Source organism: Paenibacillus sp. MER TA 81-3 (assembly GCF_023713585.1).
Taxonomy (GTDB): Bacteria; Bacillota; Bacilli; order Paenibacillales; family Paenibacillaceae; genus Paenibacillus_B; species Paenibacillus_B profundus.
The window spans coordinates 64,355-79,846 of sequence record NZ_JAMAWB010000004.1; the positions used below are offsets into that span (position 1 = coordinate 64,355).

The 15,492-nt window shown below is 47.9% G+C and carries 12 protein-coding genes; all 12 read left to right on the top strand.

Going from position 1 to position 15,492, the window contains the following annotated elements; translation table 11 throughout:
* The 12 genes from M3650_RS06435 to galU all read left to right on the top strand — a co-directional run bounded on the left by M3650_RS06435 (position 1) and on the right by galU (position 15,488).
* Positions 1-768, top strand: coding sequence for a YveK family protein (locus M3650_RS06435; RefSeq protein WP_019422653.1), 768 nt, complete (start codon positions 1-3; stop codon positions 766-768).
* The gene (locus M3650_RS06440) at positions 749-1,420 is read left to right on the top strand and encodes a CpsD/CapB family tyrosine-protein kinase (RefSeq protein WP_251573398.1); all 672 of its coding nucleotides are present in this window, start codon (positions 749-751) and stop codon (positions 1,418-1,420) included. Before M3650_RS06435 ends, M3650_RS06440 begins: the two co-directional genes overlap by 20 nt.
* Positions 1,421-1,719: 299 nt before the next feature.
* The gene (locus M3650_RS06445) at positions 1,720-3,060 is read left to right on the top strand and encodes a lipopolysaccharide biosynthesis protein (RefSeq protein WP_285848356.1); all 1,341 of its coding nucleotides are present in this window, start codon (positions 1,720-1,722) and stop codon (positions 3,058-3,060) included.
* Positions 3,053-4,375, top strand: a complete 1,323-nt coding sequence (locus M3650_RS06450) for a phenylacetate--CoA ligase family protein (protein WP_251573402.1) — start codon at positions 3,053-3,055, stop codon at positions 4,373-4,375. The genes M3650_RS06445 and M3650_RS06450 overlap by 8 nt, the downstream gene beginning before the upstream one ends.
* Before the next feature lie 16 nt (positions 4,376-4,391).
* The gene (locus M3650_RS06455; protein ID WP_251573404.1) at positions 4,392-5,486 is read left to right on the top strand and encodes a glycosyltransferase; all 1,095 of its coding nucleotides are present in this window, start codon (positions 4,392-4,394) and stop codon (positions 5,484-5,486) included.
* Between the two features lie 16 nt (positions 5,487-5,502).
* Positions 5,503-6,891 (top strand): hypothetical protein, encoded by a 1,389-nt coding sequence (locus M3650_RS06460; RefSeq protein ID WP_251573406.1) that lies wholly within the window; start codon positions 5,503-5,505, stop codon positions 6,889-6,891.
* Between the two features lie 37 nt (positions 6,892-6,928).
* On the top strand, positions 6,929-8,893 hold the full coding sequence (gene asnB / locus M3650_RS06465; protein WP_251573408.1) for an asparagine synthase (glutamine-hydrolyzing): 1,965 nt from the start codon (positions 6,929-6,931) through the stop codon (positions 8,891-8,893).
* Positions 8,894-8,989: 96 nt separating this feature from the next.
* Entirely contained in the window at positions 8,990-11,002 is a 2,013-nt protein-coding gene (locus M3650_RS06470) for a carbohydrate-binding protein (RefSeq protein WP_251573410.1), read from the top strand.
* 134 nt (positions 11,003-11,136) lie between these two features.
* Entirely contained in the window at positions 11,137-12,327 is a 1,191-nt protein-coding gene (locus M3650_RS06475; RefSeq protein WP_251573412.1) for a glycosyltransferase, read from the top strand.
* Positions 12,328-12,371: 44 nt separating this feature from the next.
* A complete protein-coding gene (locus tag M3650_RS06480) occupies positions 12,372-13,394 on the top strand; it encodes an NAD-dependent epimerase (RefSeq protein ID WP_251573414.1) in 1,023 nt (340 codons plus the stop codon).
* A gap of 6 nt (positions 13,395-13,400) precedes the next feature.
* Positions 13,401-14,573 (top strand): glycosyltransferase family 4 protein, encoded by a 1,173-nt coding sequence (locus tag M3650_RS06485; protein WP_251573416.1) that lies wholly within the window; start codon positions 13,401-13,403, stop codon positions 14,571-14,573.
* Positions 14,574-14,594: 21 nt separating this feature from the next.
* Entirely contained in the window at positions 14,595-15,488 is an 894-nt protein-coding gene (gene galU, locus M3650_RS06490) for a UTP--glucose-1-phosphate uridylyltransferase GalU (protein ID WP_019422642.1), read from the top strand.
* Positions 15,489-15,492: the final 4 nt, after the last annotated feature.

Here is a 15,492-nt window from a genome sequence, read left to right on the forward strand (position 1 = left end):
ATGAAGGAATGGGACTTGAAAACGATGCTGCGCATGCTGAGGAAGAAGTTGTGGCTCATTTTACTTTTTACATTGATTTGCACCGGCGGAACATTGTATTACAGTATGGCTCTGGTGACACCGGTCTATGAAGCGTCTACGAAACTGATTGTAAACAAAACGAGAATCGTCGAAGGGGAAAGCACACTCAATCTGAATGATTTGGAAGCTAATATGCAATTGATTTCCACATATAAGGAATTGATTAAAACCGACTGGATGATTAAAGACGTTCTTGCGAAATACTCCGAGCTTAATATGAACAGCAAAGCATTGCGCGACAGTGTCACGGTAAGCTCTACGAATAAGACTCAAGTGATGACCATTAGCGCCATAGCCCCTTCTTATGAGCTTGCCAGTAAAATCGCAAACGGCATTGCGGAACAATTCATGAAAAAAATACCCGACTTGATGCAAGTGGACAATGTAACAATATTAAATCCGGCAGACCCTGCGCTTGAGCCGGGACCGGTGAAACCGAACATCATCCTAAATGCGTTGGTAGCCTTTATACTTTCGTTCATGATAAGCATCGGGACGATCTTCGTACGAGAGTACTTCGATGATTCCATTCGCGTGGAAGAGGAGCTGCAGCAGCTGCTGTCTTTGCCGACCTTGGCCGTCATTCCTAAAATAAACCGCAAATCCTACAAGTCAGCCAAACATCGTCAGACTTCGATCTCATACACAAAGGCAGGTGAGGCTACTAATGCTTCGACAAATGCGTAAACCGGCATTCATTACTAGAGACTATCCTCACTCTTACGTTTCCGAGCATTATCGCCAATTAAGGACAAATATAACCCAGTTGCTGAATGAAGGACGCATGAAGAGCGTTGCTGTCACGTCGGCGAACCAAGGAGAAGGCAAGACGACAACCGTAATTAATTTGGCGATCTCGTTTGCAATGGGAGGGAAGCGGACCGTCATTGTGGATGCGGATTTGCGGCGGCCTTCTGTCCATCAAGTATTCAATGTAGGTAAAAGCTTGGGACTATCCTCGCTTCTAAATGACACGACCGCTCTGGATCAAGTGCTGCGGGAAACGGAAATTGAGCATTTATGGGCCCTCCCGGCCGGCGCAATTCCCGATAACCCGGCTGAGTTGCTCTCTGGTCAGCCAATGAATGAATGTCTGCAGCAATTGAAGTCAAGGTTCGATGTTGTGCTGGTCGATTGCCCGCCGGTATTGCCCGTAGTTGATTCCAAAATTATAGCAAATAAATGTGACGGAGTCGTGCTGGTCGTCTTGGCCGGCAAGACGAAAGTGCAAGCGATAAAAAAGGTGAAGCAGCAATTCGAAATCGTAAAAGCGAATCTGCTGGGCACTGTTCTAAACGGTCAGGAGAAATATAAATCGGAATGGTATGACTACTATTAGTCGTGCTCAAAAGGGTCACCACTAAGGGACTTTCGTAAACTTTCGTAAACTTTCGTAAGGTAATGCCTACTACACCTATATCATTGTAGGCACTCGGCCATGCTGTGGGTAAGCTTGGGGCCTTAGACGTTCGTCGTCGAGGGTGTGGCGTGAGGAGGGGTTTGATGCCCCAGTCTGCATGATGAGGGCTTGTCAGGCAAGGTATGAAGTTAAAGCGATTTAACTCCGTACTTTGTTTTACAAGCATTCTTCGGATCGATGCAAATACATTAGATTGTAGGTGTTGAAATTTGTCCATATTGGCGCTCCCTAAAAGCAAGCTTTTCAAAAATGCAGCCGTTCTAATGTCGGGAACCGCGCTGTCACAGGGGATTACGATTGCAGCGGCCCCATTGCTAAGCAGACTCTATACGCCGGAACAATTCGGAGTTTTTTCAATATATACGGCATTTGTCAGCTTGTTCTCCGTGACAGCGTGTTGGAAGTATGAAATGTCTATTGTCGTGCCTGAGCGGGAAAAAGAAAGCGTGAATCTCGTAAATGTGTCGATGATTGCACTGCTGCTCACAACATTGTGCACTGGTCTTCTAATGGTTATTATCGGACCGTATATCGGCAATTGGTTTGACGTCCCCCGCATGGATGTAGTGTGGACGGTATGGCTGCCGCTTACCGTATTTTCTATCGGAGGCTATCAATGCTTAAGCTATTGGTGCACCCGGAACAAAAAATATAAAAGACAGTCCATATCGCAAATCTTTCGTTCCACGGGTGTTACGGGCATGCAAATGACGGGCGGTGTGACCGGGTGGGGGGCGATTGGGCTTGTTCTCGGGCAGTTCGTAGGTCAAATGATCGCTACGGGAGTGCTGTTCTTCCAAGTATGGAAAGAGGACAAAGCAAAGTTCATTCAAGAAACGCACGTGGCGACGATGAAGGAGCAAGCCCGTAAATTTAAACAGTATCCGTTGTATAACATGCCGCAGACGATATTGAATTCGGTGGCTCAAAACATGACCCCCTTCTTGCTGGCCGTGTTCTTCGGACCGGCTGTCGTTGGGCTGTACGGATTATCTCTTCGCATGCTGCAGCTTCCCATTCATGTCATAAGCGAATCGGTTCGCAACGTTTATTTTCAACAGGCATCAGATATGCAAAATCAAGGAATGCCCCTATTTGGTTTATTGAAGAAGACGACCTTGGCGCTAATTGGCGCCGGTATTATCCCTGTGCTCATTGTTGTAGTGTTCGGGCCGCAATTATTCGCATTCGCGCTCGGAGGAACGTGGTACGAAGCAGGCGAATATGCCCGGTGGATGGTTTGCTGGTGGTTTGTCAATTTCTTCATGCCGCCTGCCTTTGTAACCGGCCAGCTCTATAATTTGCAGAAGCATTTGCTAGTGTATGAGATTATCTCGCTTCTACTTCGAGTGGCGGCCTTATTCAGCGGATTTGTATATAGCAGCCCGCTGCTGAGTATCGCGCTATATAGCTTGGTGGGAGTTGTGATGAATATGGGTTTGGTTGCGTCTATGCTGATCGTCTCGCGTAAACGCAGCTTACTTGCAGAGAAAGGAAGAGAAGAAGTTGATGGTGTTGAATCCGCTGAAAAAAGGGTTGACTCGAATTCGGATGTATAGACAAAAAGATGTGTTTGGCAAATATAAAACGCTGCATCAACAACAATGGCTCGCGCCTGAGGAATACGAGCAACATGTGCATGCGAAGATGAGCGCATTGCTTAAGCATGCTTGCAAGCACGTTCCCTTCTATCGCGACAACATCGGTGTGAACGAACTTATTCATCACAATGTCATCGATTGGCCCCGTTTTATGCAAATTCCGCTGCTGACGAAAGAGATCATACGAGAACATTACGGGCAATTGATATCGGAAGATATACAGGAGCGGAAATGGTTCGAAGAAACTTCCGGGGGATCAACGGGAGAGCCGATCCGGTTCATTCAAGACGAGGATACGATGTCTTGGATGCTGTCATTGAAATTACTCTATGACCAGTGGACGGGTCGGGTGCCGGGAGACCGGCAAATACGCTTATGGGGATCGATGCGCGACCTGCTCATAGGCAAAGAAACGATGCGAACTTATGTTGGAAGATGGATGCGTAATGAACGATGGATTAATGCGTATCGCATGGATAAAGAACGGGTGAAAATGGCGGTCCATAGCATTAATGAATACAAACCGAAGCAAATACTGGCCTATGTGGAAAGTATATATGAGCTGGCTCAATATATCGAACATCATCAAGTCTCAATCCATCATCCTCATTCGATTATGACGACGGCTGGCGTATTGTTTCCGCATATGCGGCAAACGATTGAAGACGTCTTCCAGACCAAAGTATTTAACCGGTACGGATCGCGCGAAGTGGGTGATATTGCCTGTGAGTGTGAGCAGCATAAGGGATTGCATGTATCTGGACTAACCCATTATGTAGAAGTGCTGCGGGAGGATGGGACGCCAGCCGCACCGCATGAAGTCGGGGAGATTGTCGTTACGCCTTTATGCAACTTTTCCATGCCGCTAATACGATATCGTATCGGTGATCTGGGCGTCTGGTCTGATGAGAGCTGCACCTGCGGAAGGCCGTTCAAACTGCTCAAAGAAGTTACCGGCAGAATAAGCGACACATTTATTAACGCGAACGGAACAAAAATTCAAGGGACCTATTTCAGTCAGCTCTTCTTCTACCAAGATTGGGTCAAACAATATCAAATCATACAAGAAACGGTTGAACGAGTGAAAGTTTTCGTTGTGCTGAAACATCCCGAAGTCGGCTTAAGCGGATATGAAGCTGAAATCCAAATGATTGACGATCAATTCAAGGCTGTGCTTGGTGAAGGCTGCGATATTACATATGAGCACGTTGAGGCTATATCTCCGCAAGCTTCAGGGAAATATCGCTACTTGATTTCCCATGTGATGGCATGACCAAAAGGAGCTGGATATGAAGAAAAAAGTGCTTTTTATTACTCCCAATTTGCATGGCGGCGGTGCAGAGCGAGTCGTTGTCAATTTATTGAAGCATATCGATCGGGATCGAATTAGCCCGTGCTTTATGACGCTGTCTTTGCACGGGCCATTTGTATCCCACTTGCCGGAGGATATAGCAGTTACCGATTTAGGCATTTCCCAAGTGCGTTACAGCGTGATCAAACTCGTCAATGAAATCAATCGTATTCAGCCGGATGTCATCATGTCTACGTTAATGCATTTGAACATCGCGTTGTTGGCGATTAAGCCGTTCTTGAAGGGGAACCCGAAAATCATCGTACGCGAGGCCAATATGCCCAGCCAGGAGTTGAAGCGCCGCGGCAAGCTGCACCGGCTATTATACAAATGGTATTATCCTAGGGCCGATCAGATTATCGCCCTGTCGAATGATATGAAGAACGATATTTTGCAGTCTAATGAACAGATCAAATCGCAACAAGTTACGATTATTCACAATCCGGTCGTACTGCATGAAATTCGGAAAAATGCGCAGGAACAGGTCAATCATAGGTGGTTATCGGATAAAAAAATGCCGGTCATCTTAAATGTGGGACGTTTGGAAGAGCAAAAAGACCACATCACATTGCTCCATTCATTCGCAATCGTTCATCAGCGCATGGATTGCCGGATGATTATTTTAGGTACCGGCAGTCAATATGAGAGGCTTAATGCGCTGGCACAGCAGCTTAACATTAGGGAGCATATCGATTTTGCGGGCTTTGTTGAGAATCCGTATATGTATATGAGACAATCTGATTTGTTTATTTTATCTTCCAAATATGAAGGCTTGCCGAACGTCTTGCTGGAAGCAATGGGGCTCGGTCTTCCGATCGTCTCTACCAATTGTGCAGGTGTTCCGGACGTGCTGGAAGAAGGAACGTACGGGAAAGTGGTGCCGATCGGAGATGCCGAGCAAATGGCTGACGGCATTTATGCCAAATTGACTTCCCCTGATCCTTCTGACTTCATGAAGCTAAGAACCCATGCAGAAAAATTTGATATTGAACGAATTGTGGACCAGTATACGGATTTATTTGTTGCCATTTGAGGGGAGGAAAACAAGAATGGGGTGGCTGGCCGTACCTGTTGCGATACTGCTCGGAGGGGTCATCCTGGTCACTGAACATGTTCGAAAAAAAAGAAATGGCCCGTTTGACTTTTTGTTTGCCGTCAGCGGCATTTATTTTATGTGCTTCAGTGTCATCCCGATCTATTGCGCTTTTTTACTTCCTGAAGAGTTGGATAGCTGGAGTTGGATTCTTATGAACTCCTTCTCTTCAACCTCATACTTCTACGCATCATTGTGCAGTCTGATCGGGTATCTGTTCATCGTGGCCGGATATTCCGCATGTTCGCGATTACGCAAGGGCCAGGCTGACGACATGCAGCGGGAACGACCCGATAAGAAGGAACTATTTCCAGAGAGCCGTATGTTTGCCGCTTCCGCTGTGATCGCCTGTATCGGCTTAATAAGCTTTGTCATTTATACGTCCTCCATCGGCGGATGGTCCAAATTGTTCGAGTATGCGATCTTGCTTCGTTCCGGCACCGATTTTATTGAATCGAAATGGTTGTTTTTCAAAAACTTATCGACGTTCATTATGGTAGCCTCCTTATGTTTTTTTGCGCTTACGAAGGAAGCAGAGCGTTCCAGCATTCGCTCGTGGTCACGTTTATGTTTCGTGCTGACCTTCGGCTTGTCGATGGTGCTGCTGTTTCATAAAGCAGGAAGAATGGAGATGGTCTCCTATTTAATTACGTTCCCGCTGGTCAACGTCGTCAGAAATAAAGCATGGAATATCAAACTCATTTTCGGGTTTGGTTTTTTTTTCGTCCTTATCGTCTTGTTCGGAAAACAAATTTTTAATTATTTTATTTATCCCGAAGGCGTCGGGAACCAGATGTCCAACATCGGATCGGAAGCGGGCAACATTATTTCTAAAGTGTTGCTGGAGTTCTCATTCCCATATGTGACGTTAGCGAATGCCATTCAGACGTTTCCGTATGAGAACATGTATCGGTTCTTCGTGGACATTCCGCTTGGCGTGCTCCATCTGGTGCCGTCCCGGCTCATCCCGCTGAATCTCCCGGAGACGGTGTCCGAGCTGAATACGTGGATGTTCCAAACAAAAGGTACGACGCCTGTCGATTTCGTCTCCTTCGGTTACTTCAATCTGGGGATTGCGGGTGTCGCTATTCTCGGATTCGCTTTTGGCGGTTTGCTTATTTTTATGGAACGGATATTTTCGGCAAACAAAAACTGGTTTATTGTCATTTACCGGGTTCATTGGATACTGTATTTCGCGTTTCGCATCATGTACAGCGATCCGCAGATGGCCTATCAATCCGCCTTTACGTACTTGATCGGACTAGGACTTGTGCTCATGTTTACGAATATAAACCGGTACAGAACAGCAGCCAAGAACGGCTGGAAGATGAACTTCATTCATTAATGAGGTTGAACACGCACTTAAAGGGGAGTTATATCGAATGTGTGGAATTGTCGGAGTTGTCGCTCGGAATGCACCACTGACTATGGCTAAGATGGAAGCAACGATTAAAGATATGACGGACCGAATCGTCCATCGCGGACCGGATGCGTGCGGATGGTGGGGGGAAGATGGAACCATCGGACTCGGCCACCGCAGACTGTCCATTATCGATTTGTCCGAACACGGACGACAACCGATGCTCTCTCCCAGCGGCCGCTATGTCATCGTGTTTAATGGCGAGATATACAACTACAAGGAGATCCAGACTTGGCTTCAATCAAGCGCGCCCGAACTGTATTCCCAATTGCGCGGACATTCCGATACAGAAACGATGCTGGCAGCTATTGAACAGTTAGGGGTGTACCGTGCTGTGCATCGGTTTATCGGCATGTTCGGATTTGCACTGTACGATCGGAAGGATAAGAAATTGCATCTTGTCCGGGATCGGATGGGGGAAAAGCCGCTCTATTATGCTATTGGACAACAGAATGAGTTTCTGTTCGGTTCGGAATTAAAAGCACTGCAGGCGCATCCCCAATTCGTGAAGCAAGTCGACCGGGATGCCATTGGCTTATATTTGCAGCATTGTTACATTCCCGCCCCGTATACGATCTTTCAAAATTGCTATAAGCTGCTGCCAGGGACGATATTGACTTACGATACGCAGTCCGGAGCGCATGAAATACAGTCGTATTGGACGGTGGAACAAGCGGTTCAGAACGGTCAAGGGAACACAAGGGGGATGAGTGAGCAAGAGGCGGTGAAGCAGCTGGATGCGCTGCTGCGCCAGTCGATCCGGGGGCAAATGGTTTCGGATGTGCCGATCGGCGCTTTTTTGTCGGGAGGGCTCGATTCCTCGACCATCGTGTCCATCATGCAGGCGCAAAGCTCGCAAAAGGTAAAAACCTTTACGATAGGCTTCCATGAGGAAGGATACAATGAGGCGGTGCATGCGAAGGAAGTAGCCCGTCATCTTGGCACGGATCATACGGAGCTGTATGTTACGCCGCAAGAAGCTCTGGATGTCATCCCCAAATTGCCGCAACTATACGATGAGCCTTTTTCCGATTCTTCCCAAATTCCGACCTATCTGGTCTCTGAGCTCGCTCGCAAGCATGTGACGGTCAGCTTGTCCGGAGATGGAGGGGATGAACTGTTCGGGGGATATAAGCGATATTTCATCACGCAGGATATATGGAGCAAATTAAACAAAGTGCCGGCGTTCGGCCGCGTCGGCGCTTCCAAAATCATTCACTCGATTCCGGTATCCACATGGAATCAATTGTCGCGTTGGTGGTCTCCGCTCAAAAAACGGGCTACCACGCCAGGCACGGCGGGGGACAAAATGTACCGTCTGGCGGAACTGATGAAAGACAGCAACTTGAATTCCCGCCAATTTTACCGGTACATGATTTCGCATTGGAAGGATCATTCCATCGTCATCGGAAGCAGTGCCCTGAATACGGTGTTTGAAGCGGTGCCGAATCATGTCTTTTCCGACTTCTCCAATGAAATGATGTATTTGGATATGATCAGTTATTTGCCGGATGATATTTTGGTCAAGGTCGATCGTGCGGGAATGGCCGTCAGTCTGGAATCACGCATTCCTTTTCTTGATCACCGGATTGTAGAGTTCGCTTGGCAGCTGCCCGTTAACTACAAAATCAAAGGCGGTCAGGGGAAATGGCTGTTGCGGCAGGTATTGAATCAATACGTGCCGGAAACCATCATGAATCGGCCGAAGATGGGCTTCAGTGTGCCCATCGGTTCATGGCTGCGCGGACCGCTGCGCGAATGGGCGGAGCACTTGCTGAGCGAGTCGAGGTTAAAGCAGCAAGGATATTTGAATCCGGCGCCGATTCGTCAGCGGTGGAAGGAGCATTTGGAGGGCAAGCGAAATCGGCAGTACGATTTATGGGATGTGTTGATGTTTCAAGCTTGGCTGGAGGAGCAGACGAAATAGGCTGGAAGCCCATAGTGTTATAACTATACCATTCTTCTTCCTCACTCATATTTTATAGCAGGAAGCCCGACTGCTTGGGTGTGAGGGGGAATCAATATGGGCTCGAACACGGATAAGCTTCAGTTGAATCTATGGAATCGTTTTTTTCTAAACCGCGGCCAATATAATGAAAATTTATCCAGGATCGATAATGCCTATGGCGTGATCGATACAGTCAAGCACGATCTCGGCACCGTGAACGAACGATTAGGCCCGCTGCAGAGCGGGATCGCTTCCGTTCAACAGCACATGGAAGAAATACGAACCAAGCAGGCAGCCATGCGTGACGACATGACGAAGCTTCAGCACGACGTGGCGGAGTTGGAGCCGGGCGGCACATTTCCCCTGCAGGAATTTATCGAGCGGGGAGTAAACGTCACCTGGTACAAACAAGATACCGACAATGATTACACGAAGGCTTTGGCGGAAGCGTTGAAAGTCGGGCGCAACATCTATTTTCCGCCGGGAAGCTATGAAGTGAACTTTCCGAAGTTGCCGGAGGGCGTTCTCATTTACGGTCAAGGCGCGGTAATCATTGGCGGATTGAGTCTGAGCAGCAATACGATGATAAGCGGAATCCAATTTGCCGGCAAGACGAATTCCGGCACGTATTTGAATCCAGGCGTGTGGGTAACAGAGGGGACTGGAATTTCGATCGAGAATTGCTTATTCGATCAAACCCGGATATATACGGGAGATCCCCAGAACGGCAAGGTCATCTCGAAAATACGAATTCATCGCTGTTCGTTTACCGGGGACTATAATGGGTTTCAGGTCGATCCACAAGCGATTGAGATGTATGGTGCTTACGACGTGCAAATAACCGACAATCTGTTCGATCTGGCCAACGCACACCGCTTCCTGAAGATTAGTACGGCTAATCCGAGTACGACACCGGTTGTTCAGGACTTCTATAGTCGGCGTGTCGTTATATCCGGCAACGTCATGAAGGGATCCATGAAGGCCAATCAGAAGCAGATCATCGATCTGTTCGACGGTGCAGTGGAATTGGTTATAGCGAACAATGTAGTCGAAATTGACGGTGAGCCTGATGTGTTTCTGGAATGCAAGCCAGACGGGGCCCAGGGAGCTTCGACCAGCAAACATCGTCAAATCGCTGTCACCGGCAATTCCATACAAGTTCGTTCCAAGCATATTATCAGCCTGCTGGGTGCCAACTCCCTTCCATTTGAAGACGGATTGCAGACGTGCACCATCGTCGGAAATGAATTAAAAAGCACGCATCCGTCCCCATTGGAGGCAATCGATGTTCGCGGGTTCAACCAGACGATCATCGCGAATAACAACATTTTTTTTGAAGGTGATCAGTCATACCTTGTTGCCATTTGTTCGGCATGCAATGATGCCTTCTCCATTAGCGGCAACGTCGCGAATAAGGGCTCGATCCTCATTGAGAGCGAGGCTCAGACGAAGGAAGGAACTGATTACTGGACAGACTGGGAGCAAGGTATAGTAAAAGGAAACATTTTGCGCAATTACAGATATTATGGCGGTATTAATTTGATGAAGCTGCATATGACTCAGTTGATTGTCGAAGGAAATGTCATGCAATCCTCTGACGGAGCAAAAGTGAATTCCGCCATCTACATCGACTCTGAATCCATTGCCAACTTGATCTTGATAGGAAATATGAACAAGGCGATGCAAGAGTCGTTCAATCGCGTGCTGCTCGTGAATGGTGATATCGTGCGCAGTACCGAAACGGGAAACTCGTGGAATGTGCGGGAAACCGAAGGGACGGCTCCGCCAGTGGGAGGGGCATGGAAAGTCGGTGACACGGTTCGTAACAAAATGGCAGTCAGCGGCCAGTATATCGGTTGGGTATGTGTTGCCGCAGGCCGCGCTTGCAAGACGGTCTGGCAGCCGAACACAGCTTACAATGTGAATGCGCTAGTCAATGCAGACGGAAAAGTGTACAAATGTACAAAAGCCGGCACTTCCGGAAATACCGCACCAACCCGAACGTCGGGCGACATAACGGATGGAACGGTAACTTGGCAGTATATCGACGTATTAGCCGTATTCAAAGCGTACGGAATGATCGTGTAAATGGAGAAGAGCCTATAGCAGGCTCTTTTTTCATATTAAAGTACGAGTTCAAAAAGGTCACTTTGAATATACTTGGTGATCAAAAGGAGGCTTTTTGAACAACCTCTTAAAGAGAATGGGCGGTGGGATATACGGTGGAGAAAACCAAAATTATGTTTCTCATATCCGGCCTTCATGTCGGAGGAGCGGAAATGATGCTGTATCGTCTAACCGATGCGCTGAAGGATCGTTATGACATCATGATTGTCTCCATGCTTCCGGGTGGACCAATAGCGGACATGATGAAGCAAAGCGGATTGCAGGTACAATCGTTGCATATGTCCTCGAAGAAAGACGTGCTTGCATTAATCGGTCTCATCCGGCTGATTCGGACATTCAAACCAGATATACTGCATTCATTTATGTTCCATGCCAACGTTGTCGGCCGAATTGTCGGGCGGATGTGCGGCGTTTCTACTGTCATATCGAGTATACGCAACACCTATTTCGGCTCAACCCCGATGACAAGGCGTTCCAGATCTAAGTTCCGCGATGCCCTGCTAAGGTGGACGGATCGCTATTCAGACGCAACGACCATTATCTGTCACTTGGCTGCACAACGAATGATTAATGAGCGCATTGTCCCGCCTGAGAAACTGCACGTCATTTACAATGGCATCGATGCTTCTCCTTTCGTATGCCCAGATGAAGAAGCGAGAGTGAATGTTCGCCGGGAGCTGGGGATTTCATCTGGGCAGCTAATGATTTTATCGGTAGGGCGCTTGCAGGAGCAGAAAGGGCATATGCACTCGATTCAGGCGGCGGCCTTATTGATGAAGGCGGGATTCGATTTCAAATGGTTCGTAGCCGGAGAAGGGGAGATGAGAGAGGAGCTGACAGCGCAAATTGGTGCGAACCATTTACAGGACCGCTTCTGTCTGCTGGGATTGCGCAACGATGTACACCGATTACTGTGGGGATCTGACCTTATGGTGCTCGCCTCGAATTGGGAGGGGTTGCCTGGTGTCATTATCGAAGCGATGGCCGCTTCGACTCCGGTCGTATGCACGGACGTGGGAGGAAGCTCTGAGCTGGTCGTTCCTGATGAAACCGGGTTTTTGTGCCCCCCGCAGGATCCGGACTCTTTATTTGCATGCATCTTCCAATATGCTTCACTCTCTCCGCAACAACAACATCTAATGGGAGCCCGCGGCGGGGAAAGAGCGGTTCAACTGTTTAATCTGGAAAGCATGGTTCAGCGGCATGAAGAGATATATGCTTCGTATTCGAAGTCTTCACCTGAATCAGTTGAACATAACAAAGACAAAGTGCTGGAATACAGATAGTGCGTGTTCAAAAAGGGGTTTTTGGAACAAATAGGAGGGGAACTATGGTGAAAGTAGTGACGGGAGCAGCTGGCTTTATTGGCTTTCATACAGCCAAAAGGTTACTTGACGAAGGAATGGAAGTATTGGGAATCGACAATCTGAACGACTATTATTCGCCGCAGTTAAAGAAGGACCGATTAGAGCTGCTGCAACAGTATGATCGGTTTCAATTTCATCAGGTTGCATTGGAAGACGGAGATGCCATATTCAAGCTCTTGGGCAACGGCCATATCCACACCGTTATTCATTTGGCCGCGCAGGCCGGAGTGCGTTACAGCATTGACAATCCGAAGGCCTATGTGGACTCCAATATCGTTGGATTCATCCATATATTGGAAGCGTGTCGTCATCATAATATTCCCCATCTTATCTATGCATCATCGAGTTCGGTCTACGGGGCTAACGTAAGCATGCCGTTCTCCGTGCAGCATCCTGTGAATCACCCGGTCAGCTTGTACGCAGCGACGAAAAAAGCAAATGAATTGATGGCGCACACCTACAGTCATTTATATGAGCTGCCTACGACAGGACTCCGTTTTTTCACCGTATACGGACCGTGGGGAAGACCAGATATGGCGTACTATAAATTTGCCAGACTCATTCTAGAAGGCAAGCCGATACCGGTATACAATTATGGCCGCATGAAACGTGATTTTACGTACATTGATGATATTGTTGAATCGATCTTCCGCTTAATAGGGCATGTGCCAACAGCCAGCCCGGACTGGGATCGGGCAACTCCTGATCCAGGCAGCAGCTATGCGCCATACCGCATATACAATATAGGGAACCATCAGCCTGTCGAATTAATGCGGATGATCCAGATTCTTGGAGACTATTTGCACCGCACACCAGACTTGAACCTGCTGCCGATGCAGAATGGCGATGTTTGCGAGACCTTCGCCGATGTTGCGGATTTGAGCCGTGTCATTCAGTTCGAGCCGCAATTTACGTTAGATGAAGGACTGAAACGATTTGTCGAATGGTTTATTCATTATGAAGCTAAGCAAAAAACAGGAGCGTGATCGCAAGTGAAGAAAGTGGCGCACATCTGCACGAATGCCAAAAGTCATCGTATTTTGGTCGATAAATTAGCTCTAATTCAAAAAAAGGGCTACGATCTGCATCTGATTTCGTCCAGAGAAGGCTATGATCCGGAGTTGATGAGCCGACATACGATGACCTTGCATTTTGTCCCGATGAAAGAGACGGTAGCGCCTTGGAACGACATGGTTGCCATTGCTCGCCTTGTTCATTTGCTGCGAAGTGAGCGTTACGATATTGTGCATACCCATAATGCCAAAGCCGGAGTCATCGGCAGAATCGCCGCTTGGCTGGCCGGCATACCGTTAATCGTCCATACGACACATGGTCTTCCCTTCTACGAAGGGCAGAGTCGTCTGAAAAATACGATGTATCGCGAAATGGAACGGATCGGAGCTTGGTTCTGTGACGCGATTGCGTCTCAAAATCGGGAAGATATGAGCAAGATTAAAAAATACGCGCCAAGAAAACAAATACTCTATGAAGGCAACGGAGTCGATTTGGAGCTGCTTGACAGCCGCCGCGGCACGATCAGCGCTGCCGATATTGAACAATTAAGACTGCAGCATAACATTGGGCCGCATCAAAAAGTGATTTTAGTCGGAGCTCGTTTCGAGCCGGTTAAAAATCACTTTTTTTTATTGGATGGGTTGAAGCGGCTCAAGGATGAGCTTCAAGTCGATTTTGTCTGTCTGCTAGCTGGCAAGGGCGGATTGGAGCAAGAGGTGGAAGCAAGAATTAAGCTGCTCGAATTGGATCGCCATGTGCTGCGGATCGGTTATCACACAGACATCTATCCATACATTCAAATGGCGGATACCGTCGTTCTGACTTCGGAAAAAGAAGGCATCCCGAGAATATTGATGGAGGCCATGTCGTTCGAGAAGGCGGTGCTGGCGACCGATGTGCTGGGAACACGGGAGCTGATTCGTCATAACGAGACAGGTGTCCTCGTTCCGCACAAAGATGTGAACCTGCTCGCACAGCATTTAGGGCTGCTTCTGAATGATGATGCGCAGCGGGCGCGAATAGGCCGCATGGCTCGCGCATCGATCGAGCTAGAATTCAACGAGGATATCGTCACAAGACGCATACATGCTTATTACCGCGATCTGCTGTCCCGCACGAATAGGCCCCAATCTACTTCCGTATCGGTGTAAAGAAAAAGGAGGATACCATATATGAAACTGAAGAAAGCAATCATTCCCGCAGCAGGACTAGGAACCCGTTTTTTGCCGGCTACGAAGGCGCAGCCGAAGGAAATGCTCCCCATCGTAGACACACCGACCATTCAATACATTATCGAAGAGGCAGTCGAATCTGGGATCGAAGATATAATGATCGTGACAGGCAGAGGAAAGCGAGCTATCGAGGACCACTTTGACCGTGCCATTGAACTGGAAGAGACGCTGGAGAAGAAAGAAAAATGGAAGGATCTGAGTGAGATTAGGGAAATCTGCAAGCTCGCTCATATTCACTATGTGCGTCAAGGCGAGCCTAAAGGATTGGGTCATGCCATTTGGTGCGCGCGGAAGTTTATTGGTGATGAACCGTTTGCCGTCTTGCTGGGCGATGATATTGTGCAAGCCGATCAACCTTGCTTGAAGCAACTCATCGAAATATATGATAAATATGAACAACCGATTGTCGGCGTTCAGCAAGTGCCGGAGCAAGATATTTCGAAGTACGGAATCGTTGCGCCAAGCGGCATAGCTCTCGAGCCGAATGTCATGAGGGTGTCGCATTTTGTAGAAAAACCATTGCGCGAGCATGCCCCTTCTTCCTTTGCCATTATGGGACGTTATATTTTAACTCCTGAAATATTCAATATTCTCGAACAGCAGCAACCGACAACCGGAGGAGAAATCCAACTGACCGATGCGATTTCGAAATTGAATTATGAGCAAGATGTGCTTGCTTTTAATTTTCAAGGAATTCGATACGATGTTGGTGACAAATTCGGATTCATTAAAGCAACCGTTGATTTTGCTTTGCAGCGGAATGATTTACGAGCGGATGTGCTCAAATATTTACACGAGCTGTACGAAAGAGAACTCGTCGGGAGCGGGAGGTAATCCG